Source organism: Rhodococcus sp. 05-2254-2, from assembly GCF_002259095.1.
Taxonomy (GTDB): Bacteria; Actinomycetota; Actinomycetes; order Mycobacteriales; family Mycobacteriaceae; genus Rhodococcoides.
The window spans coordinates 338,149-361,665 of sequence record NZ_NOZJ01000006.1; the positions used below are offsets into that span (position 1 = coordinate 338,149).

A 23,517-nucleotide genomic window follows, 5' to 3' on the forward strand; every position below is an offset into this window, starting at 1 on the left:
CGAGGCACTGTGCCACTTCGTCGGAGCAGAAACATGGAGATGAGCCAATGCGGGTAGTGCTGTTCGGTTTCCAGACTTGGGGTCACAAGACGTTGCAGACGCTCGTGGATTCACGCCACGACGTCGTCGCGGTAGTGACGCATCCGGTCAGCGAGCAAGCGTACGAGAGCATTTGGTCCGATTCCGTCGAAGATCTCGCACGCAATCACGGCATCGAGGTGTACTTGGCGAAGCGCCCCGACAAAGCCTTGGAGGAACGTCTGCAGCTGTGGGCACCGGACATCATCGTTGCGAACAACTGGCGGACCTGGTTGCCTCCCGAGATTTTCGCGATGCCTCCGCACGGCACGGTCAACCTGCACGACTCATTGCTTCCCGCCTTCACCGGATTCTCTCCGGTGATCTGGGCGCTGATCAGTGGTGCCGCCGAGACCGGACTGACGGCGCACCGAATGGACGGCGAACTCGACACCGGCGATGTCATCACCCAACGAGCGGTTCCGATCGGACCGAGGGACACCTCCACCGATCTCGTCGAGGCGACGATCGACTTGATCCCCGAGGTGCTGCTGGACGCACTCGAGAGTATCGAGAACGGCACGGCCACATGGACTCCGCAGGACCTGACGAAACGAAAGTTCTTCCACAAACGACACGAGTCGGACAGCTGCATCGACTGGACCTGGCCCGCCGAGGACCTGGACAGATTGGTTCGTGCGATGTCCGATCCCTATCCCAACGCCTACACCTTCCACAGAGGCCGAAAGCTTCGAATCATCACTGCTCACGTCTCGGACGGTATCTACGGCGGAACACCCGGTCGGATATTCATCAGGGAGGGCGCGGGAATGGTGATCGTGTCCGGCCCCGAAGCCCACCGCGGCACCAACCACGGACTCGTCATAGATCGCGTGCGCACCGAAAGTGGGGACGATGTCGATGCGCTCGACTATTTCGTGACCGGCGGCGGCTACCTCACGCCCACGGCATGAAGGACGAGGTGACAGGCGGGCGAATCGTCCGTCGAACACTGACGCGCAACAAGCGCAGAGTGAGCATCGGAACACTGCTCATCTGCATCCACCAGCTTGCCGAGACTGCAGTTCCGATCGCGTTGGGGTGGATCATCGACTCGGCGATTTCCTCGGGCGACGTCCCCTGGTTCGTCCTCTCGATCGTCGGACTTGCAGCGTTGTTTCTTTGTCTGACAACGGCTTATCAGTTCGGTATGCGGTTCCTCAACGTCGCTCTGCAGCACGAGGCGCACCGCATACGAATGGAGGTCACCGGTCGAATTCTCGATCCGCGTGGTCTGGACACAACCCTGCGGGGTGGTGAGCTACTGACCATTTCCAGTACCGACGCCGAACAGTCGGCATGGTTCCTGGATCTGTTCCCGCGCATCGCGGCTGCTGCCACCGCCGTCGTCGCCACGGCCATTGCGTTGATGGTCATCGACGTGCCGTTGGGACTCGCCATCTTCATCGGCACCCCGATCTTCGTCGCCGTGCTTCAGCTCGTCGCACCGCGGGTGACCAGGCGGGCAGCCGAGCAGCAGCGAACGGTCGCCGAGGCGACTGCGCTGGCCACCGACCTCGTCAGCGGGCATCGGTCGATCGAAGGTATCGGCGCGGAAACCGTAGCGGCGACGCGCTATCGACAAGCCAGCGCGAAAGCCCTCGGTGCAGCACTGCTCACGGCGAGATCGCTGGCGACGCAATCGGGGATCACCACTGGCGTGAGCGCGGTGGTTGCTGCATCCGTCGCGGGGCTAGCCGGCTACTTCGCTCTCATCGGACGCATCACCGTCGGAGAATTGATTGCCGTCGTCGGTCTGGCGCAATTCCTCATCGAACCACTGGGTGTGTTGTCCTCCACCCCGGCGATCATCGCCCGGGCGCGGGCGTCGGCCGATCGCGTCGCCCTGGTACTGGGAGCGGATCGAATTCTGCACCACGGCAACCAGCACATCACCGGCAAGCGGCTCGATCTCGGACTCCGCGGCGTCACGCACCGGTCATTGCAGAAGATCGACCTCGACATCGCGGCTGGGGAGACAGTCGGAATCCTGGCGTACGGGTCCGAGGACGCCGAGTCGATCGTGGCCGTTCTGTCCGGGCAGGTTTCGGCTGCCGACGTCAGCGGCGATGTTCTGCTCGCAGGCACGCCCACCCGCGACATCGAACTCGCGCAGGTCCGAGCAGCAATCGTGGTCGAACCACACGTCTCCGACCTGTTCGCCGACACGGTGAAGAACAACATCACCGCCGGACGCGGATACACCGACCGACAGCTCGACGGAGCGCTTCGCGCCTCGGGTGCAGACCAGATCGTCGACAGTCATACCGACGGTCTCGAACAGCGGCTGACCGAGAGGGGTGCCAATCTGTCCGGGGGACAACGACAGCGCATCGCGCTGGCACGGGCCCTGTTCGCCGAGCCTCCCGTACTGGTGCTGCACGAACCGACCACCGCAGTCGATTCGGTCACCGAACACACCATCGCTCGGGGTATCGCGACTCTTCGTCACGGGCCGAACGTACGGACCCCGAAAACGACGATCATCGTGACCAGCAGTCCTGCATTGCTGTCCGTGGCTCACCGGGTAGTGGTGATACGTGACGGCCGAATCGCGGCGGACGCACCCCATTCAGTTCTCCTCGAACGGGCCGAGGGCTATGCGGAGGCGGTGCTGCGATGACCGACGACACCCGTCTGCCCGTCGCAACCGCCGGACGATCGTGGTCGTGGCTACGCGGACAACTCGCGGCCAGGCCAGGGTTCGTTGCCCTGACTCCATTTGTCGGCATCGTCTCCGCCGTCTCGGCTCTGGCACCGATCCTGATTCTCGGTCGCCTCGTCGACGAGGTCGTCGCGGGCGGGCCGCCGGGCCGGATCGTGATGGTGGTGGTTCTGGTCATGATCGCCGCAGGCGTCAACGGGGTGTTCGCCGGACTGATGGCTTACCTCGTGGCGAAACTGGGCGAAGGCGTGGTGGCACAGCTGCGCGAGCAGGTGGTGACCCGAGTTCTCGCCCTCCCCACCCGCACGGTAGAACGGGCGGGACGCGGAGATGTGCTCTCGCGCATCAGCGATGACGTGTCCCAGGTGACCCGCGCCGTCAACGGCGTACTCCCTGCCGTGGTGAACGCGGTGTTGTTGATCGGGGTGTCCGTCGTGACGATGTACGGCATCGACTGGCGTCTCGGGCTGGCCGGCAGCTTGGCACTACCGTTGTACGTCACCGCTCTTCGGTGGTATCTGCCGCGCAGCGGCCCTCTCTACGCTGCCGAACGGGCCGCGATGGGCGACCGTTCGCAGGCGCTGATCAGCAACATCCAAGGCGCGCGCACGGTGCGCGCGTACCGCCGCGAAGACACTGCTGTCGCGTCCGTGGAGACGGAATCCGAACGCGCCAGGGACTTCTCCATCGCCACGTTCACACTGCTGACTCGCTTCGTCGGCAAGGAGAACCGCGCGGAACTGGTGGGTCTCACCATCATCCTGAGTACTGGGTTCTTATTGGTCAGAGGCGATCTCGTGACTCTGGGCGCAGTCACCGCTGCAACGTTGATGTTCCATCGACTGTTCAACCCGCTCGGTACGGTGCTGTTCCTGTTCGACGATATCCAATCCGCCGGTGCCAGCCTCGATCGTCTCGTCGGCGTGGTCGACATGGCATCGACTCGAACGACAGGTATCGACGCCGAACCTGTCGACGCGACGTTGGAACTATCCGACGTCACGTACGCCTACTCCACCGGGGGCGACGTTCTGCACGGAATTTCGCTCAGCGTTCCGGCCGGAAGTACGGTGGCAGTGGTCGGCTCGACCGGTGCCGGAAAGACGACTGCCGCGCTTCTCGCAGCGGGGTCCCTCGAGCCCGACCGCGGCTCGGTCACGTTGGGCGGCATCCCGTTACGTGATCTCGGTACCGACCGACTCAGGCGGCACATCTCGATCCTCTCGCAGGACGTCCACGTCAGTGCCGGCCCTCTCGCCGACGATCTGAGGCTCGCGGACGCGGATGCCGACGACGCCGCTCTGTGGGACGCCCTCGATCGGGTCCGAGCTGCCGACTGGGTCCGGGCTCTACCGGAGGGCCTCGACACACGCATCGGGGAGAACGGGCATCCGCTCAGTGCATCCCAAGGGCAGCAGCTCGCACTGGCGAGACTGATTCTGTCCGATCCCCCGGTCGCAATACTCGACGAAGCGACCGCGGAGGCCGGCAGTAGCGGAGCCCGCCTGCTCGAAGAAGCCGCATCGGCGGCGACAGAGGGCCGGACCACGGTGATCGTGGCGCACCGGCTGACGCAGGCCGTGGCAGCAGACACGGTCGTGGTGCTCGAGCACGGCCGTGTCGTGGAATCCGGCACCCACGCCGATCTCGTGACAGCAGACGGTCGATATGCGCGTCTCTGGTCGGCATGGTCGGGCAAAACAGATGTCGAGTAGACGCACCCACGACGAGGAGACCCGGATGACCATGCTCGACGCACCTCGAATCACCCCCGCACAGAGAGCCGTCTGGACCGCCGCGCAGATCGACGCAGGCGAGGGCACGTACTCGCTGGCGTGGCGACTCGAGCTCCCCACGACCACCGACCCCGTGCGTCTTCACAGTGCGGTGTCAGCCACGCTCGCCGGGTTGCCGCATCTCGATCGCGCATTCACGCCGTCCTCGGACGGTGACCTCGACATCGTCGACGCGGTGCCCGGACGCATCGAGACACGTGCGACGTCCGGATCGGACACGCACATCGATTCCCTCGTCACCGAGGCTCGGTCCAGGATCGGGTCGTCGGACACCGGCCCGATGCATCACCACATCGTCGCCGCCGCAGAAGACGGGCGGCTGTGGTGGATCCAGGCTTACCACCACATCGTGATCGACGGCCTTTCGGTCACCGCACTCACAGAACGGGTCGCCGACGTCTACAACGATGTTCGGACGGACCGATCCACGCGTCCTCGCACCGACACCGCCTCACCGAACGACGACCGCGACTACTGGGATGCGGTGGTCACGAGCCTGCCCGAAGATCGGGGTCTGCTCGAGCACACAGGACTGACGGTGTCGCACATCGCGGTCGAGCTACCGGAGAACGTCGTCGACCGCGTGCTCGCGTTGGCCGATCGCTCGCGCACGTCGCCGCGCCGCACCCTCGTCGGTCTCCTCGGCGCATACGCCGCAACGACGAGACCCGTAGGGCGGCAACCCATCCGCTTGGCAATCGCCGGCCATGCCCCGGCGGAATCTCCGATCGCGATGACCTCGACCGTCGTGCCGTTCGTGCTCGAACACGAGGGCAGGACCGTCGTCGACGTGCTGGCGGACGTCGATTCCACCTTGACGCGGATGCGACCTCATACCGCCGTCGCACCCGATGTGGTGACCGAGCTGCTCCGGCTGCGGCGAGGAGACTCTGCGCTGATCGCTCCGGGAATCAATGTTCTGGTGGCCGAACGTGACTCGATGTTCGGAGGCGAGCGCGCGCGACTGCGTCAGAACTGGCTCGGGCCTGTGACGGACCTCGAGTTCGTGGTCGAGGGCACCATCGACCGTGCGAACCCTCGAAGTTCGTGGCTGGCAATGGAACTACGAGGTGCCGGCGCAGAGACGGAGATCCGAGCCCATGCGCACGCGCTGGCGGTCTTTATCGATGCCGCGACCACCGCACCCGATGCTCCGATCGACTCGTTGCCCCTCGCATCCTCGCAGCAGCTGCAGACGCTCGTCACCGACGTCAACGAGACCGGTCACTGCCTCGCCGAGCAGGACGTCGTGCAGATGTTCGAGGAGTGGGCGGCGCGGACAGGTGACGCGACCGCCGTCGTTGCCGGCCCAACCCGTCTGACCTACGCCGAGTTGAGCCACCGCTCGAGCCAACTCGCGCACTCGTTGGTGGTGGCGGGAGTCGGACCGGAAGCACGTGTGGCCATCGACATGACTCGGTCCGCCGAGATGGTCGTCTCCGTCATGGCCGTTCTCGCGGCAGGAGCAGCGTTCGTCCCGTTCGACCCGCAATGGCCCCAGGCCCGCAGGGCTGCGGTGGTCCGTGACGCGAACATCGGCGTGGCATTGCGCGGCCCAGGAAGCTCGGAGTCGAACGAGCACACGGAGGTGCTGTCGATAGCGGTGGCCCTCGACCGATGGGAGCACGAGAGCCGACCGGTCACCCCGCCGTCGGGAGTGGTCCGTCACGGAGCCGGCCTGGCGTACGTCATCTTCACCTCGGGCTCGACGGGTCGGCCGAAAGGTGCCATGATCCGGCACGAGGCCATAGCCAGCCGGATGAAATGGCAGATCGAGCACATCCTGAAGGTGGGCCCGGGCGATGCCAGCCTCTTCAAAGCACCACTCGCATTTGATATTTCGATCAACGAGCTACTGCTCCCGCTGTGCTCGGGAGGAACCGTCGTCGTAGCGGGACCCGGCGAGGATCGGGACCCGCAGCGATTGCTGGAGTTGATATCCCGTGAGCGCGTGACCTTCGTGTATCTCGTCGCCTCCATGCTCGACGTGCTCCTCGAGACCAGCGCTGGGACCGACGCGATGGCAGGGGTTCGTCACGTCTGGTGCGGCGGCGAAGTTCTCACTCCGGAGTTGTTCTCGCGGTTCCGGTCTCGCATGACCGGGACCCTATACCACGGGTACGGGCCGGCCGAGGCGACAATCGGGGTCTCCCACGTGGTGTACGACGGGACCGGATCGGACCGAATCTCCACCTCGATCGGACAACCGAATCCGGGTTGCCGGTTGTATGTGCTCGACGACCGCCTGCGACCACTCCCCGTGGGCATGGGCGGCGAGCTCTACGCGGCGGGTGACCTGCTCGGACGCGGCTACGTCGGCGCGTCGGACATGACTGCCGCGAGATTCGTCGCAGACCCCTTTGCCCGCGAGATCGGCGACCGCGCCTATCGAACGGGTGACCGCGCTCGCTGGACGGAAGGCGGAACACTCGACTTCCTCGGCCGAGCGGACAACCAGGTCAAGATCCGCGGCATGCGGGTGGAACTCGAAGAGATCGAAGCCGCCGCAGCCACTCATCCCCAGGTTCGCGCTGCCGTCGTGCTCGTGCACGCAACTGCAACACCCGTTCTGTGCGGCTATGTGATCCCCACGGACGACGCGAACCCGAACTCGGACAACCTTTCTCGCAGTGTTCTCGCGCATCTGACGACGCTGCTGCCCCAGCACATGATTCCCGCACATCTGATGGTGCTCGAGGCGTTTCCCACGACCGTCAACGGCAAGGTCGACCGCCGCGCCCTGCCGGTCCCGGATGTCGGAGGTGCGCCGGCGGGCCCGCTGACCGACGGTCAACGGCGATTGGCCGAACACATCGCGGCCTTGCTCGGTCGCGACGCCGGCTCGCAGGCGCTCTTGGATTCCATCGGACCCGACAGCGACTTCTTCGCCCTCGGCGGAGATTCGCTGGCCGCGATGCGTCTGGTGACCAGGGTCAATCGGGATCTGAACCTACGGATATCGGTGCGAGCGGTGTTCGATCACCCGACGGTCGCGAATCTGTCTGACTACATCGACGCAGCGGAACAGCCGCCGTGCGCCGACAGTGAAACGAATATCGACGAGACGGTCAACATCGACACGCGCACCCGGCCGATGAACGCCGGAGAGCGACGAATGTGGTTGGCGGACAGACTCAGCGGACACGGCGGAACCTACACGGTACCGCTGGTGTTCAGGGTCGCCGGTCCCCTCGACCTCTCCGCTCTCGAACAGGCACTCGCCAACGTCACCGCACGTCATCGATCTCTGCGGTCGTTGTACGTCGAGAACGACGGAGCACTGACGGTCGAGATCCTCGACCCGAGTGACGAACGTTCGGCCCCTGCCCTGCGACGTCACGCCTTGCAGTCTACGAAGGTGGCGCAGGCGATCGAGCAGTTCCTGCAGGAACGATTCGATCCCTCGGAGTCGATTGCGCTGCGCGCCGGCGTGTTCGTTCACGACGACGAGCAGGACTGCGCGACACTCGTTCTCGCCGTGCATCACATCGCGACGGACGAATGGTCGGAGCCGGCGTTGCTGCGCACCCTCTCGCGCGCTTACGCTGCGCGCGGTGCCGGCCGGACACCGCTGGACCTGGGCACAGCACCGCCCCCGACGGCGGTGTTCGAGGAGGATCACGAGTCCGAGATCGCCTCGTGGCGAGCACATCTGACTCCACTACCGCCGGTCCTGGACGTACCGGGCTGGCGCGCTGCCCGCCATACCGGTGCACGGACCGGGCGGACGATCAGACGCGTCGTTGCCGACGACGTCGCAGCGGCGGTGCGGTCCACGGCGCGCGAGTGCGGGGCGAGCATGTACATGGCCACTCAGGTTGCGACGGCGATCGCACTGCGCGCGTGCGGATCGGGTGAGCAGTTCCTCACGGCGTCGCCGATGTCGATCAGGTCCCCGGAAACAGGCCACGACGACGCGAGCGACGAAGTGGGTTTCCACCTGAACACCGTGCTGCTGCGAGCAGATCTACGCGGAAACCCCACGGTACGAGAAGTGTTCGCGCGTACCCGGGACCAGACGCTGCACGCGCTCGCGCATTCGAGGGCGCCGTACGAGGAGGTCGTGGCTGCGGTGCCGGCGCTGCGCGAGCAGCCTCCGGTGCGCGTGATGGTGGTCCACCAACCACACCGGGACGGCGGGGGCACTCTCGCTCTCGGCGATCTGGTCACCGAACGGCTGCCCGTCGACACCGGTACGGCCAAGTACGACGTGAGTGTCACTCTGTACGAGAACGATTCGGCCGTCGGTCTTGCTGTCGAGTACGCAACCGACGTCGTCGACACCGACGCCGCCGACGCACTGCTGCGGCGCCTCGAAACGGCGTTGCAGCGTATGCCTGCGTCGCTGGACCTGCAGGTCGACGCGGTCGATCTGCTCGACGCTCAGGACCGCGCCACGCTGTCGCGACTCTCCGGCGCTCGACGAGACATCGAACCCGGCCTGACGCTCGACCGAATCATCACTCGCGCATCCCCGGTGGACGGCGCGGCGCTGATATTCGAAAATCGTCGCCGAGACCTGAAATCCGTTCTCGGCGAGGCGTCCGCCTTGGCACGGTTGATCATCGACTCCGGTCATGGACCCGAGGACGTCGTGGCGGTCGCACTCGATCGGTCACCCGAGCTGATCGTCACGATCCTCGCCGTGACCTTCTCGGGAGCCGCCTACGTGCCACTCGATCCAGCACTGCCCCAAGCACGGCTTCGCTACCTGCTCGAAGACTCCGGTGCCGCCACGATCGTCACCACCGCCGATATCGCGGCACGTTTTTCCGATTCGGATGTGCCCCTGATCGATCTCGCCGACCCAGCGGTGGCCACTCGGCTGGCCGCACTTCCTACACATCCGGTCGTCGACAACGAACGCCGACGCCCGCTGCGCGGTGATCATCCGGCGTACGTTCTCTACACCTCGGGTTCGACCGGACGACCGAAGGGCGTCGCGGTGTCCCATTCGGCCATCGTGAACCGTGTCCTCTGGGCCGCAGAACATCACGAGATCACCGATACGGACGTGTTCCTGCAGAAGACCCCCGCGTCGTTCGACGTCTCGGGCTGGGAGATCTTTCTGCCGTTCGTCACTGGAACGTCGGTCGTCGTGGTGGAAGACGGCGGCCACCGAGATCCACGGCGGCTGGCGGACCTCATCACGACGCACGGAGTGAGCATCGTCCACTTCGTTCCCTCGATGCTCGGCGAATTCCTCACCACGGCGACGTCCGAACCTGCGAACCCTGTCCTCGACGCCAGTGCGCTGCGGCTGATCGTCTGCAGCGGCGAGCCGTTGACCGCGCAGCACGCGCAGTCGGTGGCCACGGTCTTCCCGCGGGCGACCCTGCTGAACCTGTACGGCCCCACCGAAGCGGCAATCGACGTGACCGCCGAGAACGTCTCGGCGCGCGGACCGGTCGCAGGGCTGTCCGTCGCGATCGGCACGCCGGTGTGGAACACCCACTGCCGCATACTCGATCACACGCTCGCCGAGGTGCTACCCGGTGCCGAGGGAGATCTCTACCTCGGCGGAACGCAACTGGCCCGCGGGTACCACGACAAGGCCGCGCTGACCGCGAGCAGGTTCGTGGCCGACCCCCGGGCCGACGTCCCCGGTGCCCGCCTCTACCACTCCGGCGACCGTGCGCGGCAACGACGTGACGGCAGTATCGAGTATCTCGGCCGCACCGACGGCCAGATCAAGCTGGCCGGCCAACGTATCGAATTGGCCGAGGTGGAGGCCGCGCTTCGCGCCCATCCCGGCGTCCGGTCGAGCGCCGCGGCCCAACAGATCACGGCAGCCGGGCCGCGACTCGTCGGATACGTCGTCGCAGATGCCGGAACGACTCTGCTCGAGAACGATATTCGCCTCACGGCCACCCGTATCCTCCCCGCGTCGTGGGTTCCGGCTCGCATCGCAGTCCTGGACGAGATCCCGCTGACCTCGAGCGGAAAGCTCGACCGCAACGGCCTTCCCCCCATCGAATTCCATGTCTCGGCGTCGAGTGATCGAGTACCGACAACCGACAGCGAGATCGCGATCCGTGCCTCCATCGCCGAAGCCCTGGGACTCGAGGCCCACGACATGGGAATCGACGACGACTTCTTTCGGGTCGGCGGCGACAGCATCAGCGCAATTCGCACGGTCACCCTCGCGCGCAGACGCGGCTGGCGCATCACCGAGATGCAGATCTTCGATCTCCGCACAGTCGCCGCACTCGCCGAGGCCGCGGTACCCGACGGCGCGACGAAAGATGCTCCACACGAACATGTTTCCCGTGCCGATGTCGCTGTGCCGCTGCCCGATCTCGCCAGGACCGCGGTGAAATCCGGCCTGGACATCGACGACCGTATCGAGACGGTTCGGGTCGAGATCGACGTCCGCGCCGAGCTGACCGCGGTCGAGCTCGACACGGAGGTGCGCCGGGCGACAACAGCGCTGATGGAGACGTTCCCGGCACTGCGCACCCGCATCGACCGCTCCCGGCGCAGGTTGTGGAAGGCCTTCGAGGTACATCCCGACTCGGTGAACCTCGAGACCGTCGTGCACATCGCAGGTGAAGAGGACACGGCGAGCGTCGTGAACGGGATCGATGTCGGCACCGGCCCGTTGCTCCACATCCACGTCGAAAAACACGAGAGCGACGGGTGGTCCGCCTTGCTGTCCGTGCATCACCTCGCGCTCTCGGACACTCTCACCGCGTCGACAGTGGCGGAACACTTTCTCGGCACCCTCGCATCAGGAGTCCACCGATGACGAACACCCACGCGTCCGCACGTACCGGGCCGGCGTCGAGTGCACAGCAGCGGATGCTGTTCCTCGATCAGATGGAAACGGACCGCCATGCGTACACCATGCCGGTTCACCTCGATCTGACCTCGGATCCGGATCTGGACGTCCTGGCCGACGCCCTGGCCGATGTGGCAACACGCCATGCGTCGCTGCGCAGTGTGTACTCGAACGACGACGGCAGGGTGCTACGCCACCTGAAACCCGCTGCCGCAGTGGAGGTAGCGGACCGTCGAGGTGAGCCGTACAGCCCCCGCACATTCGACCTCGGTGCCGAGATCCCCTTCGCCGCAGATCTCTACGACCGGTCTCGATTGGTCCTGACGGTGCACCACATCGCCGCCGACGGCGGTTCGGTGCCGATCCTGTTGGAAGACATCCGGATCGCGTACGACGCGCGTGCGCGAGGCGAGGAACCGATCTGGCCGGCGTCGGCGGTGGACTACGCGCAGTATGCGGAGGACGAAGGCTCCATCGACGTCACGGCAGATCGACCGTTCTGGACGTCCACTCTTGCACCGTACGTCGAGCCCGTCGCTCTCCCGCTCGATCACGCCCGCAGCGAAGTGCCGTCCACCGCGGGGCGGATCATCGAAACGGTGCTGCCCACGTTCCTCGCCGACGACATCGAGCAGTTCTGCTCGAGGAATCGCATCAGCCGACTGGTCTTTCTCCAGATCGTCACTGCTCTCGCACTGCGTGCCCACGGCGGCGGCGACCTGATCCCGATGGGCACGGCCGTCGATACTCGGCCACCCGACGCGCTGACCGATGCGGTGGGGCTCTACGTCAACACCATGGTGCTGCCCACCGACCTCACCGGCGACCCCACCGTGACCGAATTGACCGCGCGGACCAGGAGTTCGACGCTCGACTGTGTCGACCGTCGCGCCACCCCGTTCCACGAGGTCGTCGAGTGGCTCCGGCCCGCGAGGACGCCGGGAGTGCATCCACTGTTCCAGGTGATGATCGCCGAGGTGGACACGCGACCGAAACCGGTGTCGCTCGGGCCCGTAGACGGAGTCCTCCGCCCACCGGACGACGCGTCGGCAAAGTTCGATCTGATTGTCGCCATCGGTCCACGAGGTGAATCGGGTCGACTCGGACTCGACATCCTCTACCGCCGGGAACTGTTCGAGGACAGAACTATTCGATCGATTCTGGACGACATGACACTGATCGCAGCTCAGGCCGTCGCAGATCCGAACCGGCGGATCTCCGAACTGGCCACCAGTCCGAACGACTCGGCCCCGCAACGGACCCCGATACTCGCTCGGCCGCGCCCCGGCCGGTGGTCACGCACACTCACCCTGTCCGAGCGGCAGATCCGCCGTGCCCAGGCAACGCTCATCGGCCTCCACCTTCGACACGACATGCTCTCCACCGGACTCGACACCGACGGTGACATGCCGGTGCGTACCTCTCTGACGGCAACGGAGATTCTCGAGCGGTCTCGGATCCACAGTGCAGAAACGGAATTCGGGGCTGTCGCGAACGGGGGTCTCCGAGCCGGTTGGACGGGCGAAGGTGTACTGCGAGTGGAGATGACGCACGCGGCGGTCGACGAGGAGTCGTGGCCGTCCGTTCTCGATGCGTTGACGAGTGATCGATCGGTGGTCGACGTGGCGGTCGGCTCCTCGGCACGATGGACACGCAACGATCAGGAACTGGCAGAGGACCTTTCGATCGTCGACCACGCCGAGACATGGCTCGATGTCGTGGATGCGGCCGTGGACGTGATCGACCGGCGAGAAACAGCGTCGCCCCTCTTCTCCGTCCCGACAGCACCCGCGAGTAGTGGTGCCGAGAGTTCTGCACCGCTGACCACGACCGGACTTCCCGGCATCGTCGAGACTCGGACGGCTGTCCTCGAGTCGGTGCGCGAGGTGATGACGGAGGTCGCCGGACACGAGTCGATGGTGGTGTGGGTCGACGAATCCGACCGAGACCGAAACGTCGAACACGGTTCCCGAACAGTGGGTTGCCTGCGCCGCGGGCTACCCGTCGTGATCGACGCGGGCACCCTGCTCGGCGGAGAGGCCGACCCCGAGCACGCCGCATCCTTCGGGGTTGCCGCGCACCTCAGCGAACACACCCCTGGCGTGTTCGACGACCTACCGCCTGCCGATCTGCAGGTCCGCATCCACATTTCGAGTGCCGAAGGGCAGCACCTCGTACAGAGCGCCTCCGCGCCCGAGATCGACGTCAGGTTCCTCCGAACCGAGACCGGATCGTGGTCGTGCGCGTGTTCGGTGTCCGCCCTCGCCGACACCGACGTCGCCCACGTCGCCGCACGCCTGGCGACGGCTGTCGCGACCAGGGTGAACGCAGTAGGTTCCGGAGTCAATCCAGTGGTGGACAGCGCGTTCGCGGACGGCGTCGATCGCAGTACCGACATGGCCGGACTCGACCCGCGGGAGCGTCGATCAGTGGAGTCGATTCTCGGCCCACTGCGAGCGATCTACCCGACGACGTCGTTGCAGGACGGGCTTCTCTTCCATCAGCAGCTGGGCGGACAGGGCGAGGGGATCTACCTGTCGCAGACGGTGATGCGACTCTCCGGCTCACTCGACACGGATCTGTTGCGACGTGCCGCGGACGCCGTGCTCGCCGCGCACCCGCAGGTCGGTGCTGGATACGTCCAGCTCGGTGAGCGCACCGTTGCCGCAGTGCCGAGGACGGTTCGGATGCCCTGGGCGACGACGGATCTGCGACATCTCGACGCCGATGCGGCTCAGGTGGAGCTGTCACGCTTCGAAAGGCGCGAGGCTGCACAGGGGTTCGATCCTGTTCAGCCGCCGCTCGTCCGACTGGGCGTGGCGCTGCTCCCCGAGGGCCGGAGTGCACTGGTGTTCACCATCGAACATCTCGTTCTCGACGGGTGGTCCATCTGGAGATTCCTACGGGCCGTTCTCGACGAATACACGCGGCCCGGCCGCACCGAGTCGAGTCACCGTGCGTCGTACGACGACTACGTGATGTGGCTGAGAACTCGTGATCGTGATGCGGGCCTGCAGATGTGGCGACGCCAGCTCGCAGGCACGCCGGGGCCGACTCTGCTCGCTCCCCGGCGCAGCGCGGCATCGGTCGATCCGGCCGGTTCGGCGGAGACGGTCTTCCATCTCGATCGCTCACTCACCCGAGAGGTGAAGGAACTCGCTGCGCAGACCGGCGTCACGACGAGCATCGTGTACGAACTTGCGTGGGCGCTGACTCTGCAGAAGTTCACCGGCCAGAACGATGTGGTGTTCGGCACCGTGGTGTCCGGTCGACCGGCCGAGATCCCCGGTATCGACGAGCTTCTGGGGTTGCTGTTCAACACGGTCCCGCTGCGGGTGCGCATCGATCCCGCTCTCGCCGTTCGTGACCATCTGGCCCGTATTCAGGACGAGCGACGTCCCCTGCTGACCCATCCGTATCTCGCGCTGTCCGACCTGGAGGAGTGCGCCGGGCACCGTGGATTGTTCGATACGTTGTTCGTCTTCCAGAACATCCCGGTCGTCCCGCCCGACGAGCGTTTGGGTCCCGATGGCGCACTTCGGGTGATCGACCAGAAACTCAGTGATGCAACGCATTACGCACTGACGGTGGTTGTCGCGCCGGTGGAGTCCGGTGCCCGGGTGCGAATGATGCATCGACGGAACGCTCTCGACGATGCCCGGGCAGCAGCGATTGCCGACACCTATCGGGCGGCGTTGGCCGCGCTGACTGCGGCACCGGACGAGGCGGCGGCGAGCATCGCTCTGCTCACTCCGCGTGAGCTCGCGTGGACGCGGCAACACTCGGGCGCACTCGGGTCGGCTGTACCCGAGCACACGGTGTGGGATCTGTTCGCTGCACGCGCTGCAGACCGACCGAACGACCTGGCACTGGTGGCCGGGGATGTTCGGTGGAGCTTTGCCGATCTGCATTCACGCGCGCTGAATCTCGGTGCGCTGCTGCGATCGAACGGTGTCGTCGGGGAATCGCGGGTCATGCTCTTCCTCCCCCGCACCGAGCTCATGGTCGAGGCGCTGTTCGGTGTCTTCGCTGCAGGAGCTGCCTACGTTCCGGTCGATACCGAGATGCCCGCCGACCGCATCGAGTACATAGTGCGCGAATCGCGCCCGCACGTCGTTCTGACGACGAGCACGCTGGCAGAACAGCTCCAGAGCATCACGACCGAACAGCCCGCTGTCGTCATCGAACTCGACATCGACGGTGTCGGGAACCGACTGCCGGCACCCGGCGATGTCGCGCGGCGACTCGACCAGCTTGCCTACATCATCTACACGTCGGGATCGACCGGGCGCCCCAAAGGGGTTGCAGTCCCGTACAGCGGGTTGACGAACATGTTCGTCAACCACCGCAGGGAAATTTTCGAGCCCGTCGTCGCTCGGGCCGGGCACAGACAGTTGGCGATCGCGCACACCACGTCGTTCTCGTTCGACGCATCGTGGGAGCAGTTGTTCTGGCTGTTGGAGGGCCACACGGTGCACGTGATCGACGAGCAGACGCGACGCGATCCGGCAATTCTCCTCGACTACTTCGATGCGGAGAGAATCGATGCCTTCGACGTCACACCGACCTACGGTGAACATCTCGTCGACGCCGGTCTGCTGGCCCGCCCGCGGTGCCTGAACACGTCCCTGCAGGACGACGACTCCGCGGGTCTGGTGTTCGTCTCGCTCGGCGGCGAAGCGGTGGGAGACCGTCTGTGGTCCGACCTGCGAGACGCACCAGGAACGGGAGGGTACAACCTCTACGGGCCCACCGAGTACACGATCAACGCGCTCGGTGCCGACGTGCAGGACCGATCGACGCCGACACTGGGTCGGCCCATTCTGAACACCACCGCGCATGTACTCGACACCGCATTGCGGCTGTCGGCACCCGGCGTCATCGGCGAGCTCTACCTGTCGGGTGCGGGCCTCGCGCGTGGATACGACGGACGGCCTGGGTTGACTGCGGAACGTTTCGTGGCAAACCCGTTCACGGACAACGGTTCTCGAATGTATCGAACCGGTGACCTGGTATCACGCGACCCGGACGGGTTGATCTCCTATCACGGCCGCGCCGACAATCAGGTGAAGATCAGGGGCCACCGCGTCGAGACCGGGGAGATACAGGACGCGCTGCAGCGGCTCCCCGGCATCGTGCGCGCCGCGGTGACCGTGTTCGAACGGGCCGGCAGTACGGAACTGGCCGCGTACGTCCTCGTCGACGGCCCGGAAGCGTCGGACATCACCGCGTCATCGGTCAAAGACGGGCTACGGGAACTGATTCCGAGCTACATGGTCCCGGCATCGGTGCAGGTGGTCGACAGCCTGCCGCTGACGGTCAACGGCAAGCTCGACGTCGCGGCGCTGCCTGCACCGTCGGAGAGTGCCGAGCCGGTGGACCGTCCGCGGGGCGATGTCGAATCGCTGATCGCCGATGCGGTCCACGAAGTGTTGGGCGTGACCGAGATCGGCAGAGACGACGACTTCTTCGCGTTGGGTGGGCATTCGCTGGCCGCTGTCCGGTTGGCGTCTCGTCTGCGCGCGGTGGATCTCGAGCTCGGTGTGCGCGACATCTACGCGCAACCGACAGTCGCGGGTCTGGCACGTGCGGTCATCGACGGTGGCGGAGACGGCATGCTCGCACCGTTGGTGGAGTTGCGTCGAGCCGGCGATCCCGCTGTGTTCTGTCTGCAGCCTGCCGGCGGTCTCAGTTGGTCCTACATCGGAGCCTTACGGTTCCTCGATCCCTCGATATCGGTGTACGCCATCCAGGACCCGGCGCTGCAGAGCGGCGACGACGCGATCGAGTTGGCGTCGATCGAGGCCTTGGTCGACGACCATGTCGAGCGGATCCGAGCCGTCCGACCACATGGTCCGTATCACCTGCTCGGATGGTCTTTCGGCGGGCAGCTCGCACACGCGATCGCGGCGCGTCTGCACGAGCGGGGCGAAGAAGTGGCGTCGCTGGTATTGCTCGATTCCTACGCAGACGTCGCCGGCGCAGACACGGCCGAACGTGAGGATCTGTCGCAGAACGGCATAGAGGAGGCGCAGAACAATTTTCGACGCCACATGCAGACGGATCCGCTGCTGTCGAGCTTCGCTTGCGAGGTACAGGACCGGTTGGTGCGCACCCTCGGTCGGCACCTCGCTCTGTCGATTCCACCGACGGTCGGCCACCACGCGGGCGACGCGTTGCTGATCGGAGCTTCTCGTGGAACGCCCCTGGAAATGCAGCGTCGCCGAGACCGCCAGTGGCAGGACAGAATCACCGGGACCGTGCACGTGCACTCCGTCGACCTCGAGCATGCACAGCTAGGTCAGGCGCACAACTGGTCGGTGTTCGGGCAACGAGTGGCCGACTACATCTGGGCTCGCATCGAATGACGTACCCCCACCTCGGTGTGCCGAGGTGGGGGCAGTGACTCGGTCTTCGATCCGAAGTGGTGGATCTAGACGGTCGTCTTGTCGATCGCCGCCGTCAGGTCGACGATCTGCGCGGTGTAGCTCGCGTAGTTGTTGGTCGCATCGGTGGTCCAGTCGACGATGTTTCCGGCCTCCGCAGCGTTCACCAGGGCCCAGGTCGGACGGTCGGCTTCCAGTTCGGCCAGCGGGGTCGAGTACGAACGAGTGTCCAGCAGAATGAGATTCGGCTGATACTGACCGACATTCTCCCAACTCACGGGCGTGAAGGATCCTGAGTCGGCGGCGCGGGGAACGTCGGACTCGAGGAGCGTCAGACCCCAGTTCTGGTAGTCGCGCAGTTCGGGGAACTCGTCGTTGATCGCGACGTAGTACTGGTCCGATGGGGAGATGGCCATCGCGGTCAGACCCGGCTTGGCAGCAATTGCTTCCTTCAGGTCTGCGACAGCGGAGTCGTAGGCCTCACGGTCGGCCCGGTTCGCGTCGGTATCGACGTCGGCGCCGAGTTCGGTGGCCAGTGTCTCGTAGTCCTGCAGGGTCTCGGAGGAGGGCTTCTGAGCGGAGACAGCAAGGAACGGTGCGACCTGCTCGAGTTGGTTGGCGAGGTCGGATGTTTCGAGACCGAGGCCGCCGTATGCGTCCCCGGCGTACCAGCCGGTGATGAGCACATCGGGATCGAGGGCCGCGACCTGTTCCACGTCGATGTCGCCGTATGCCTGTCCCACGCTTTCGATGCCGTCGAGATCGAGTCCGCGCAGCGGGATCGACGACTCGAAGGAGCTCCCTCCCCAGATGCCGACCGGCTTGATGCCCAGCGGGATCAACGCTGCGGCAGCCTGTTCGCTGGCCACGATGCGCGACGGCACCGCGTCGAGTTCGACGGTTTCGCCGCGGCCGTCGACGTAGCTGAAACCGGACTCCGAAGTGGTCGTGTTCGACTCCCCCGGCTCGTTGTCCGAAGAGGAACATCCGCTCAGCGCGGTGACGCCCACCATCGAGAGCACTGCGAATGTCGTCGCCAGTGTGCGTCGAGATCCCCGCGTTCGAGTCGTTGAAATTCTCAAGGTCCGCATTCTTTCCCCATCATCCAAGTTAGGCAAACGTTGCCTATGTTGGGATAGACTAACCAACACGACGGGGGTTCGGTGTGGTTGGTCCGGTCAGTCGACCACGGTGTCGACCGAGGACGTTCCCGGTGCCGACGGGACCCATGGCTTCAGAGGTTGAACGACATCGCGATAGAAGGCGTCTAGACCATCGGTCACGCTACCGATGAAGCTGGCCGCGGATCCCGAGCGCTTGCTGCCCATCTTGGTCGGTGACGTCAGCGTGAAATACTGCAATTCGCTGGATCGGCCTGCGGTCAACGATTTGGCATCCGCTCGCACGGTCGCCAGGTTCTCGCACGATATTTCGCTTGCGTCTGCGAACACGGCTTCGACCAAGATATCGGCGGGAGCGTTCTTCAGTTGCTTGAGTAGCCACGACGCTCGCCGGAGCGCGGTTCCGTCGGTCGGCGCGTCGACTGCGGTACTGCACTGAATCTTGTTGGTACGCATATCCGCTTCGACAGTGACATCTCCGGCGGCATCCGGAATGCGCAATGTGGCCGAGAGACACCCGGAGACAACGAGCTGCTCGACGATGCACTCGTTGCGCGCCTGGGGATCTCCGCTGAATTTCCTCGGGAGGTGGTGCTTCACCGGAACGCCGAGATCGGCGGTCATCCGCAGGGCCAGGTGCCTGGACAGCGACGCCCACGTGTTCGCGACCGACAACGCTTTGACATCACTCGCGCGGAGGGTTCCGGCGGTGACGGAGTCACGAACTGCCACCCAATGGCGACCCATGTCGACGAACTCCGTCGCGCCGGACTTAGGGTGCGTCAGGTACCGGACGAATTCGCTCAGAATCCATACCTGAAGAGAATCGGCAAGGTCGCCGTGTGACAACAACATGCGAGCCTCGTGAATGACCTCGGACCATGAAATATGCCGCAGCGATACCTTGTTCAGCTTGGTCTTGTTCACCTGGACCGGAAGCTCACCGGCGGAGGCAGGTATGTCGTTGGACAAACTCAGAACGGTCTCGTACCTGTGCCTCTTCGCGACATCGAGGTAATTCTCGAGCTGCTCTTTCTGCAGCTTGCCGGTGCCGGTCTTCACTTCCAGCAACGCGGTCCACACTTGGCCCGCGCGCGATACCCGGAACACACCGTCGGGGATGACTTTGCCCTCGCCCTTGGCGAACTGCACTTCGAGATAGCCCTCGAAGGGACCGGATGGCGCTCCGGCATGTGCGCAGATTGCGCGAGCGAACGGACGAACCGCCTGCATCGTCGCGATCAGTGCCGAGGTGGCCCTTTTCTCCTGCTCCTCACCGGATCCGACACCGGAAACAGAGAACAGGCGAGCCGTCTGCCACGATTCTCCTCCGGCCAGGGTGAACCGAGGCGGCGTGACCTTCTTGGCAATGGGCTTCTTGGTGCGAACGCCACGTTTCGGCAGTTCGACATCGACGACCGAGACGTCGACGATCTCACCGGTCGTGTCCACGGCCTGAACATGCGAGTCAGCGACCTCGACCACGACCACGTCGTTCTCCGAGGTTTCGGGCTCGCTGTCGTCGACGTCGACTCCGAAGTCCTGCGCAAGACCGCCGAGACCGGTTTCCCAGCCCTGTCCGACCGCCCGCAGTTTCCATGCGCCGTTCCGCCGATACACCTCGCCGAACACCAACGCACGTTCCGACGACGCATCGGCGGTGAGGAACTCCCCGAGCACAGAACCGGTTTGATCCCGCACCTGCATCGACAGTTTCCCGAACTCACCCAACGGAACGTCGTCGGAGCTACCCGCGATGACCACCTTGTCGACTTCGGCTGCGAGAGAATCGAGGTGAATCGACACTCGTTCCTGTTTGCCTTCGTCGGTGCTACTGCTCCCGCGGTATCGTACGGTCGCGTCCTCGGACTCCGGCTGGTTGTAGAAGACGAAGTCTGCGTCGGACCGAACGTGCCCGCTCGAATTCACCAGCAGCGCAGACGCATCGAGATCTCGCTCCGGATCGACCCACGACACGATGACATCCAGCTCGGTCACCTCGTCCGGCAGGGAAATGTTCTGGCCCTTGGCGAGGATGGGTGAACTCACGCTGACACGCTCCTGTCGGACAAAACGGACTCCGACTGCTCACCCTATGCACCGGGTGGCAATGTGAGTCGTCCTCGCTCGACATTCATTCATTCGACCTACGGCACGCATGGTCGGCGCCACTTACGCCCGTCAGAGAATACGACTCAAGAATTGTTGTGTACGAGAGCTTTTGGGATTGTCGAAGAACTCACCGGGAGGTGCCTCTTCCACGATCTTCCCGTCGCTCATGAAGACGACCCTGTCTGCGGCCGCTTTCGCGAAGCCCATTTCGTGGCTGACCACCACCATCGTCATGCCCTCGTCGCGCAGTCGAAGCATGACGTCGAGGACCTCGTTGACCATCTCGGGATCGAGGGCTGACGTGGGCTCGTCGAACAGCATCACTTCGGGCTTCATCGCCAACGCTCGGGCGATCGCCACGCGTTGCTGCTGACCACCGGACAGTTGTGACGGGTAGTTCTCCCCCTTGTCCGCAAGGCCGACGAGGTCGAGCAGTTCCTGAGCTTGCCTGCGCGCCTTGTCCTTCTGCATACCGAGGACATGACGTGGACCCGATGCGACGTTGTCCAGCGCCGTCATCATGGGAAACAGGTTGAAGCTCTGGAACACCATTCCTGTGTGGTGCCGCTGCTTGGCGATTTGCGCCTCCGACAGCGGCGTTCGCTTGGCGCCTTCCGAGAAGCCCATCATCTCGCCGCACACTCGGACGGTCCCGGATTCGATCGTCTCGAGGCAGTTGAGCGTGCGCAGCAGGGTGCTCTTTCCACTTCCTGACGGCCCGAGGAGCAGGACCACTTCCCCTTTGTCCACCGTGAAATCGATGTCGTCGAGGACGACGAGATCGTTGTAGGCCTTCGTCATATTCCTGACCTCGACCATCGTCGTGGCCTTCGTGGTCGCAGACGTCGCACTCGTCATCGGTTCACAGCCTCGGCTTTCATCGCGCTGTCGTCGAGCTTCGGACTCGACGGACCGCCCTTACGGCGGTAATTGCGGTCGTATCCACGTCCTACTCGTACTTCGATCATCTTCTGAATCAACCCCCACAGAGTCGTCAGCACCAGGAAGTACAACGCTGCCGCGCAGAGCCCCTCCAGCACTCGGAAATTCACCTGCACCAAGAACTGTGTGCGTCGCAGCAATTCCTGTACGGAAATGACCGACACCAGAGTTGTGGTCTTGAGCAACCCGTTGAAGCTGTTGCCGAGTGGAGGAATCATCACCCGCAGCGCCTGTGGAAGAACCACCACGCGGAAGACCTTCGTGGGTGACATACCGAGGGCCCGTGCCGCTTCCGTTTGTCCGGTGGGAACCGACAGCAATCCGGAACGCACTATTTCCGACAGGTATGCGGCTTCGTTGAGAACCAGGCCGACGAGTGCCGCCTCGATCACGCCCAGTTTGATGCCGACCTGAGGCAGTCCGGTGTAGATGATCACCAACTGCACCAGTAGAGGCGTGCCGCGCATCAGCCACACGTAGAACCCGGCGACTATCCGCAGGGGTACGAGCTTGGACGATCGCGCGGAGGCCACCACCACTGCGAGAGCGAGTCCGAGGATCATGCTGACTACGGTGAGCCAGATAGTGACCCATGCGCCTTCGAGCAGCTGGGTGCTCGTCAGGATGGAGAAGAATGCGTCCCAGGACCACATGGGGGTGCCTTTCGACTTGCGTTGGTCGGATCAGCTGTCGAGAGGACCGGTGCTGACGGCGATATCGCCCTCGTATCCGGTGACGTCGTACTGCTCGAACAGATCGGGCAGATAACCATCGCTCCTCATCTCCGAGAGCACACGCGCCACCTCAGCGGACGATTTGCTGCCCTTGGCGAATCCCATGGCAAGGGGTGCCTCGTTGATTCCACCGACGGCTGTCTCGAAGCGTCCGTCTTCCTGGTAGAACGACGTGACCGACTCGACGATGGAGGTGCCGTCGAGCTGTCCCGCCGAAAGCGCTTGATAGGCATCGGCATTGGTCTTGAACGTCTGCACCGTCAGCGCCGGCTTTCCTTCGGCTGCAAATTCCTCGGCCATGGCGGTCAACGTGTCGAACTCGTATCCGGGCGCTTCGACCCCGATGGTCTTGCCCGCCAGATCGTCCACGCTCGAGATCGATTCGGGGTTGCCCGAGGGCACCGAGATCGAGACTGCCTGCACCTCGTACGGAACGAGATCGATGGTCTCGGCGCGTGCGGGCGTGTAGAACATGCCGGTGTCGATCATGTCCCAGCGGCCGGCCTGCACACCGGGAATCTGCGCCTCGAACTCTATGTTGACGAACTTCGGCGTCAGACAGAGGCGCTTGGCGATCTCCTTACCGAGGTCGACGCGCATGCCGATCACGTCCCCGTTCGGATCGACGTACTGCATGGGCGGAAGAGTTGCGTTGGTGGCCATCGTCAGTACGCCTTCTTCGGCGAGGTCCGAAGCACCGAGCGTGGGTGTGCAGTCCGTCGGTGCGGCTGCGGAATCGTCCGAGGAACTACAGGCAGTGAGGCCGGCTACCACGACAGCGATAGCGGCGAGTCCTGTTAACTTGCGCATTGAGCGAGCCTTTCGATATCGACTGCAGCACTACACGTTCGAGGACGGGGCGGCAGCGACGATGATGGAGTGGTTCGAGAAGAGTCGATCCT

General features: G+C 64.6%; 10 protein-coding genes. 5 read left to right on the top strand and 5 right to left on the bottom strand.

The features are described from left to right. Positions 1 to 47 precede the first annotated feature (47 nt). From CH283_RS09230 to CH283_RS09250, 5 genes are read left to right on the top strand one after another with little or no spacing between them, the layout of a single operon-like run. A complete protein-coding gene (locus CH283_RS09230) occupies positions 48 to 992 on the top strand; it encodes a methionyl-tRNA formyltransferase (RefSeq protein WP_094641668.1) in 945 nt (314 codons plus the stop codon). Then, a complete protein-coding gene (locus CH283_RS09235; protein ID WP_176460524.1) occupies positions 989 to 2,701 on the top strand; it encodes an ABC transporter ATP-binding protein in 1,713 nt (570 codons plus the stop codon). Before CH283_RS09230 ends, CH283_RS09235 begins: the two co-directional genes overlap by 4 nt. Then, on the top strand, positions 2,698 to 4,458 hold the full coding sequence (locus CH283_RS09240) for an ABC transporter ATP-binding protein (RefSeq protein WP_094641666.1): 1,761 nt from the start codon (positions 2,698 to 2,700) through the stop codon (positions 4,456 to 4,458). Before CH283_RS09235 ends, CH283_RS09240 begins: the two co-directional genes overlap by 4 nt. 25 nt (positions 4,459 to 4,483) lie before the next feature. Then, complete coding sequence (locus tag CH283_RS09245; protein WP_176460582.1) at positions 4,484 to 11,287, top strand: non-ribosomal peptide synthetase; 6,804 nt, start codon at positions 4,484 to 4,486, stop codon at positions 11,285 to 11,287. Continuing rightward, positions 11,284 to 17,688 (top strand): non-ribosomal peptide synthetase, encoded by a 6,405-nt coding sequence (locus tag CH283_RS09250; RefSeq protein WP_094641662.1) that lies wholly within the window; start codon positions 11,284 to 11,286, stop codon positions 17,686 to 17,688. The genes CH283_RS09245 and CH283_RS09250 overlap by 4 nt, the downstream gene beginning before the upstream one ends. 65 nt (positions 17,689 to 17,753) lie before the next feature. On the opposite strand, the gene CH283_RS09255 is transcribed toward CH283_RS09250, so the two are convergent. The 5 genes from CH283_RS09255 to CH283_RS09275 all read right to left on the bottom strand — a co-directional run bounded on the left by CH283_RS09255 (position 17,754) and on the right by CH283_RS09275 (position 23,425). Beyond that, entirely contained in the window at positions 17,754 to 18,788 is a 1,035-nt protein-coding gene (locus CH283_RS09255; protein WP_176460526.1) for an ABC transporter substrate-binding protein, read from the bottom strand. A 96-nt stretch (positions 18,789 to 18,884) separates the two neighbouring features. Then, positions 18,885 to 20,876 carry a TerD family protein gene (locus CH283_RS09260; protein WP_094641658.1) on the bottom strand — a complete coding sequence of 664 codons (1,992 nt, stop codon included), beginning with the start codon at positions 20,874 to 20,876 and terminating at the stop codon, positions 18,885 to 18,887. 132 nt (positions 20,877 to 21,008) lie between these two features. Then, positions 21,009 to 21,797: an amino acid ABC transporter ATP-binding protein gene (locus CH283_RS09265; RefSeq protein ID WP_373557661.1), complete on the bottom strand. Its 789-nt coding sequence runs from the start codon at positions 21,795 to 21,797 to the stop codon at positions 21,009 to 21,011. Continuing rightward, positions 21,794 to 22,534, bottom strand: coding sequence for an amino acid ABC transporter permease (locus CH283_RS09270; protein WP_094614187.1), 741 nt, complete (start codon positions 22,532 to 22,534; stop codon positions 21,794 to 21,796). Before CH283_RS09270 ends, CH283_RS09265 begins: the two co-directional genes overlap by 4 nt. Positions 22,535 to 22,564: 30 nt before the next feature. Then, positions 22,565 to 23,425: an ABC transporter substrate-binding protein gene (locus CH283_RS09275; protein WP_094641656.1), complete on the bottom strand. Its 861-nt coding sequence runs from the start codon at positions 23,423 to 23,425 to the stop codon at positions 22,565 to 22,567. Between the last annotated feature and the right edge of the window lie 92 nt (positions 23,426 to 23,517).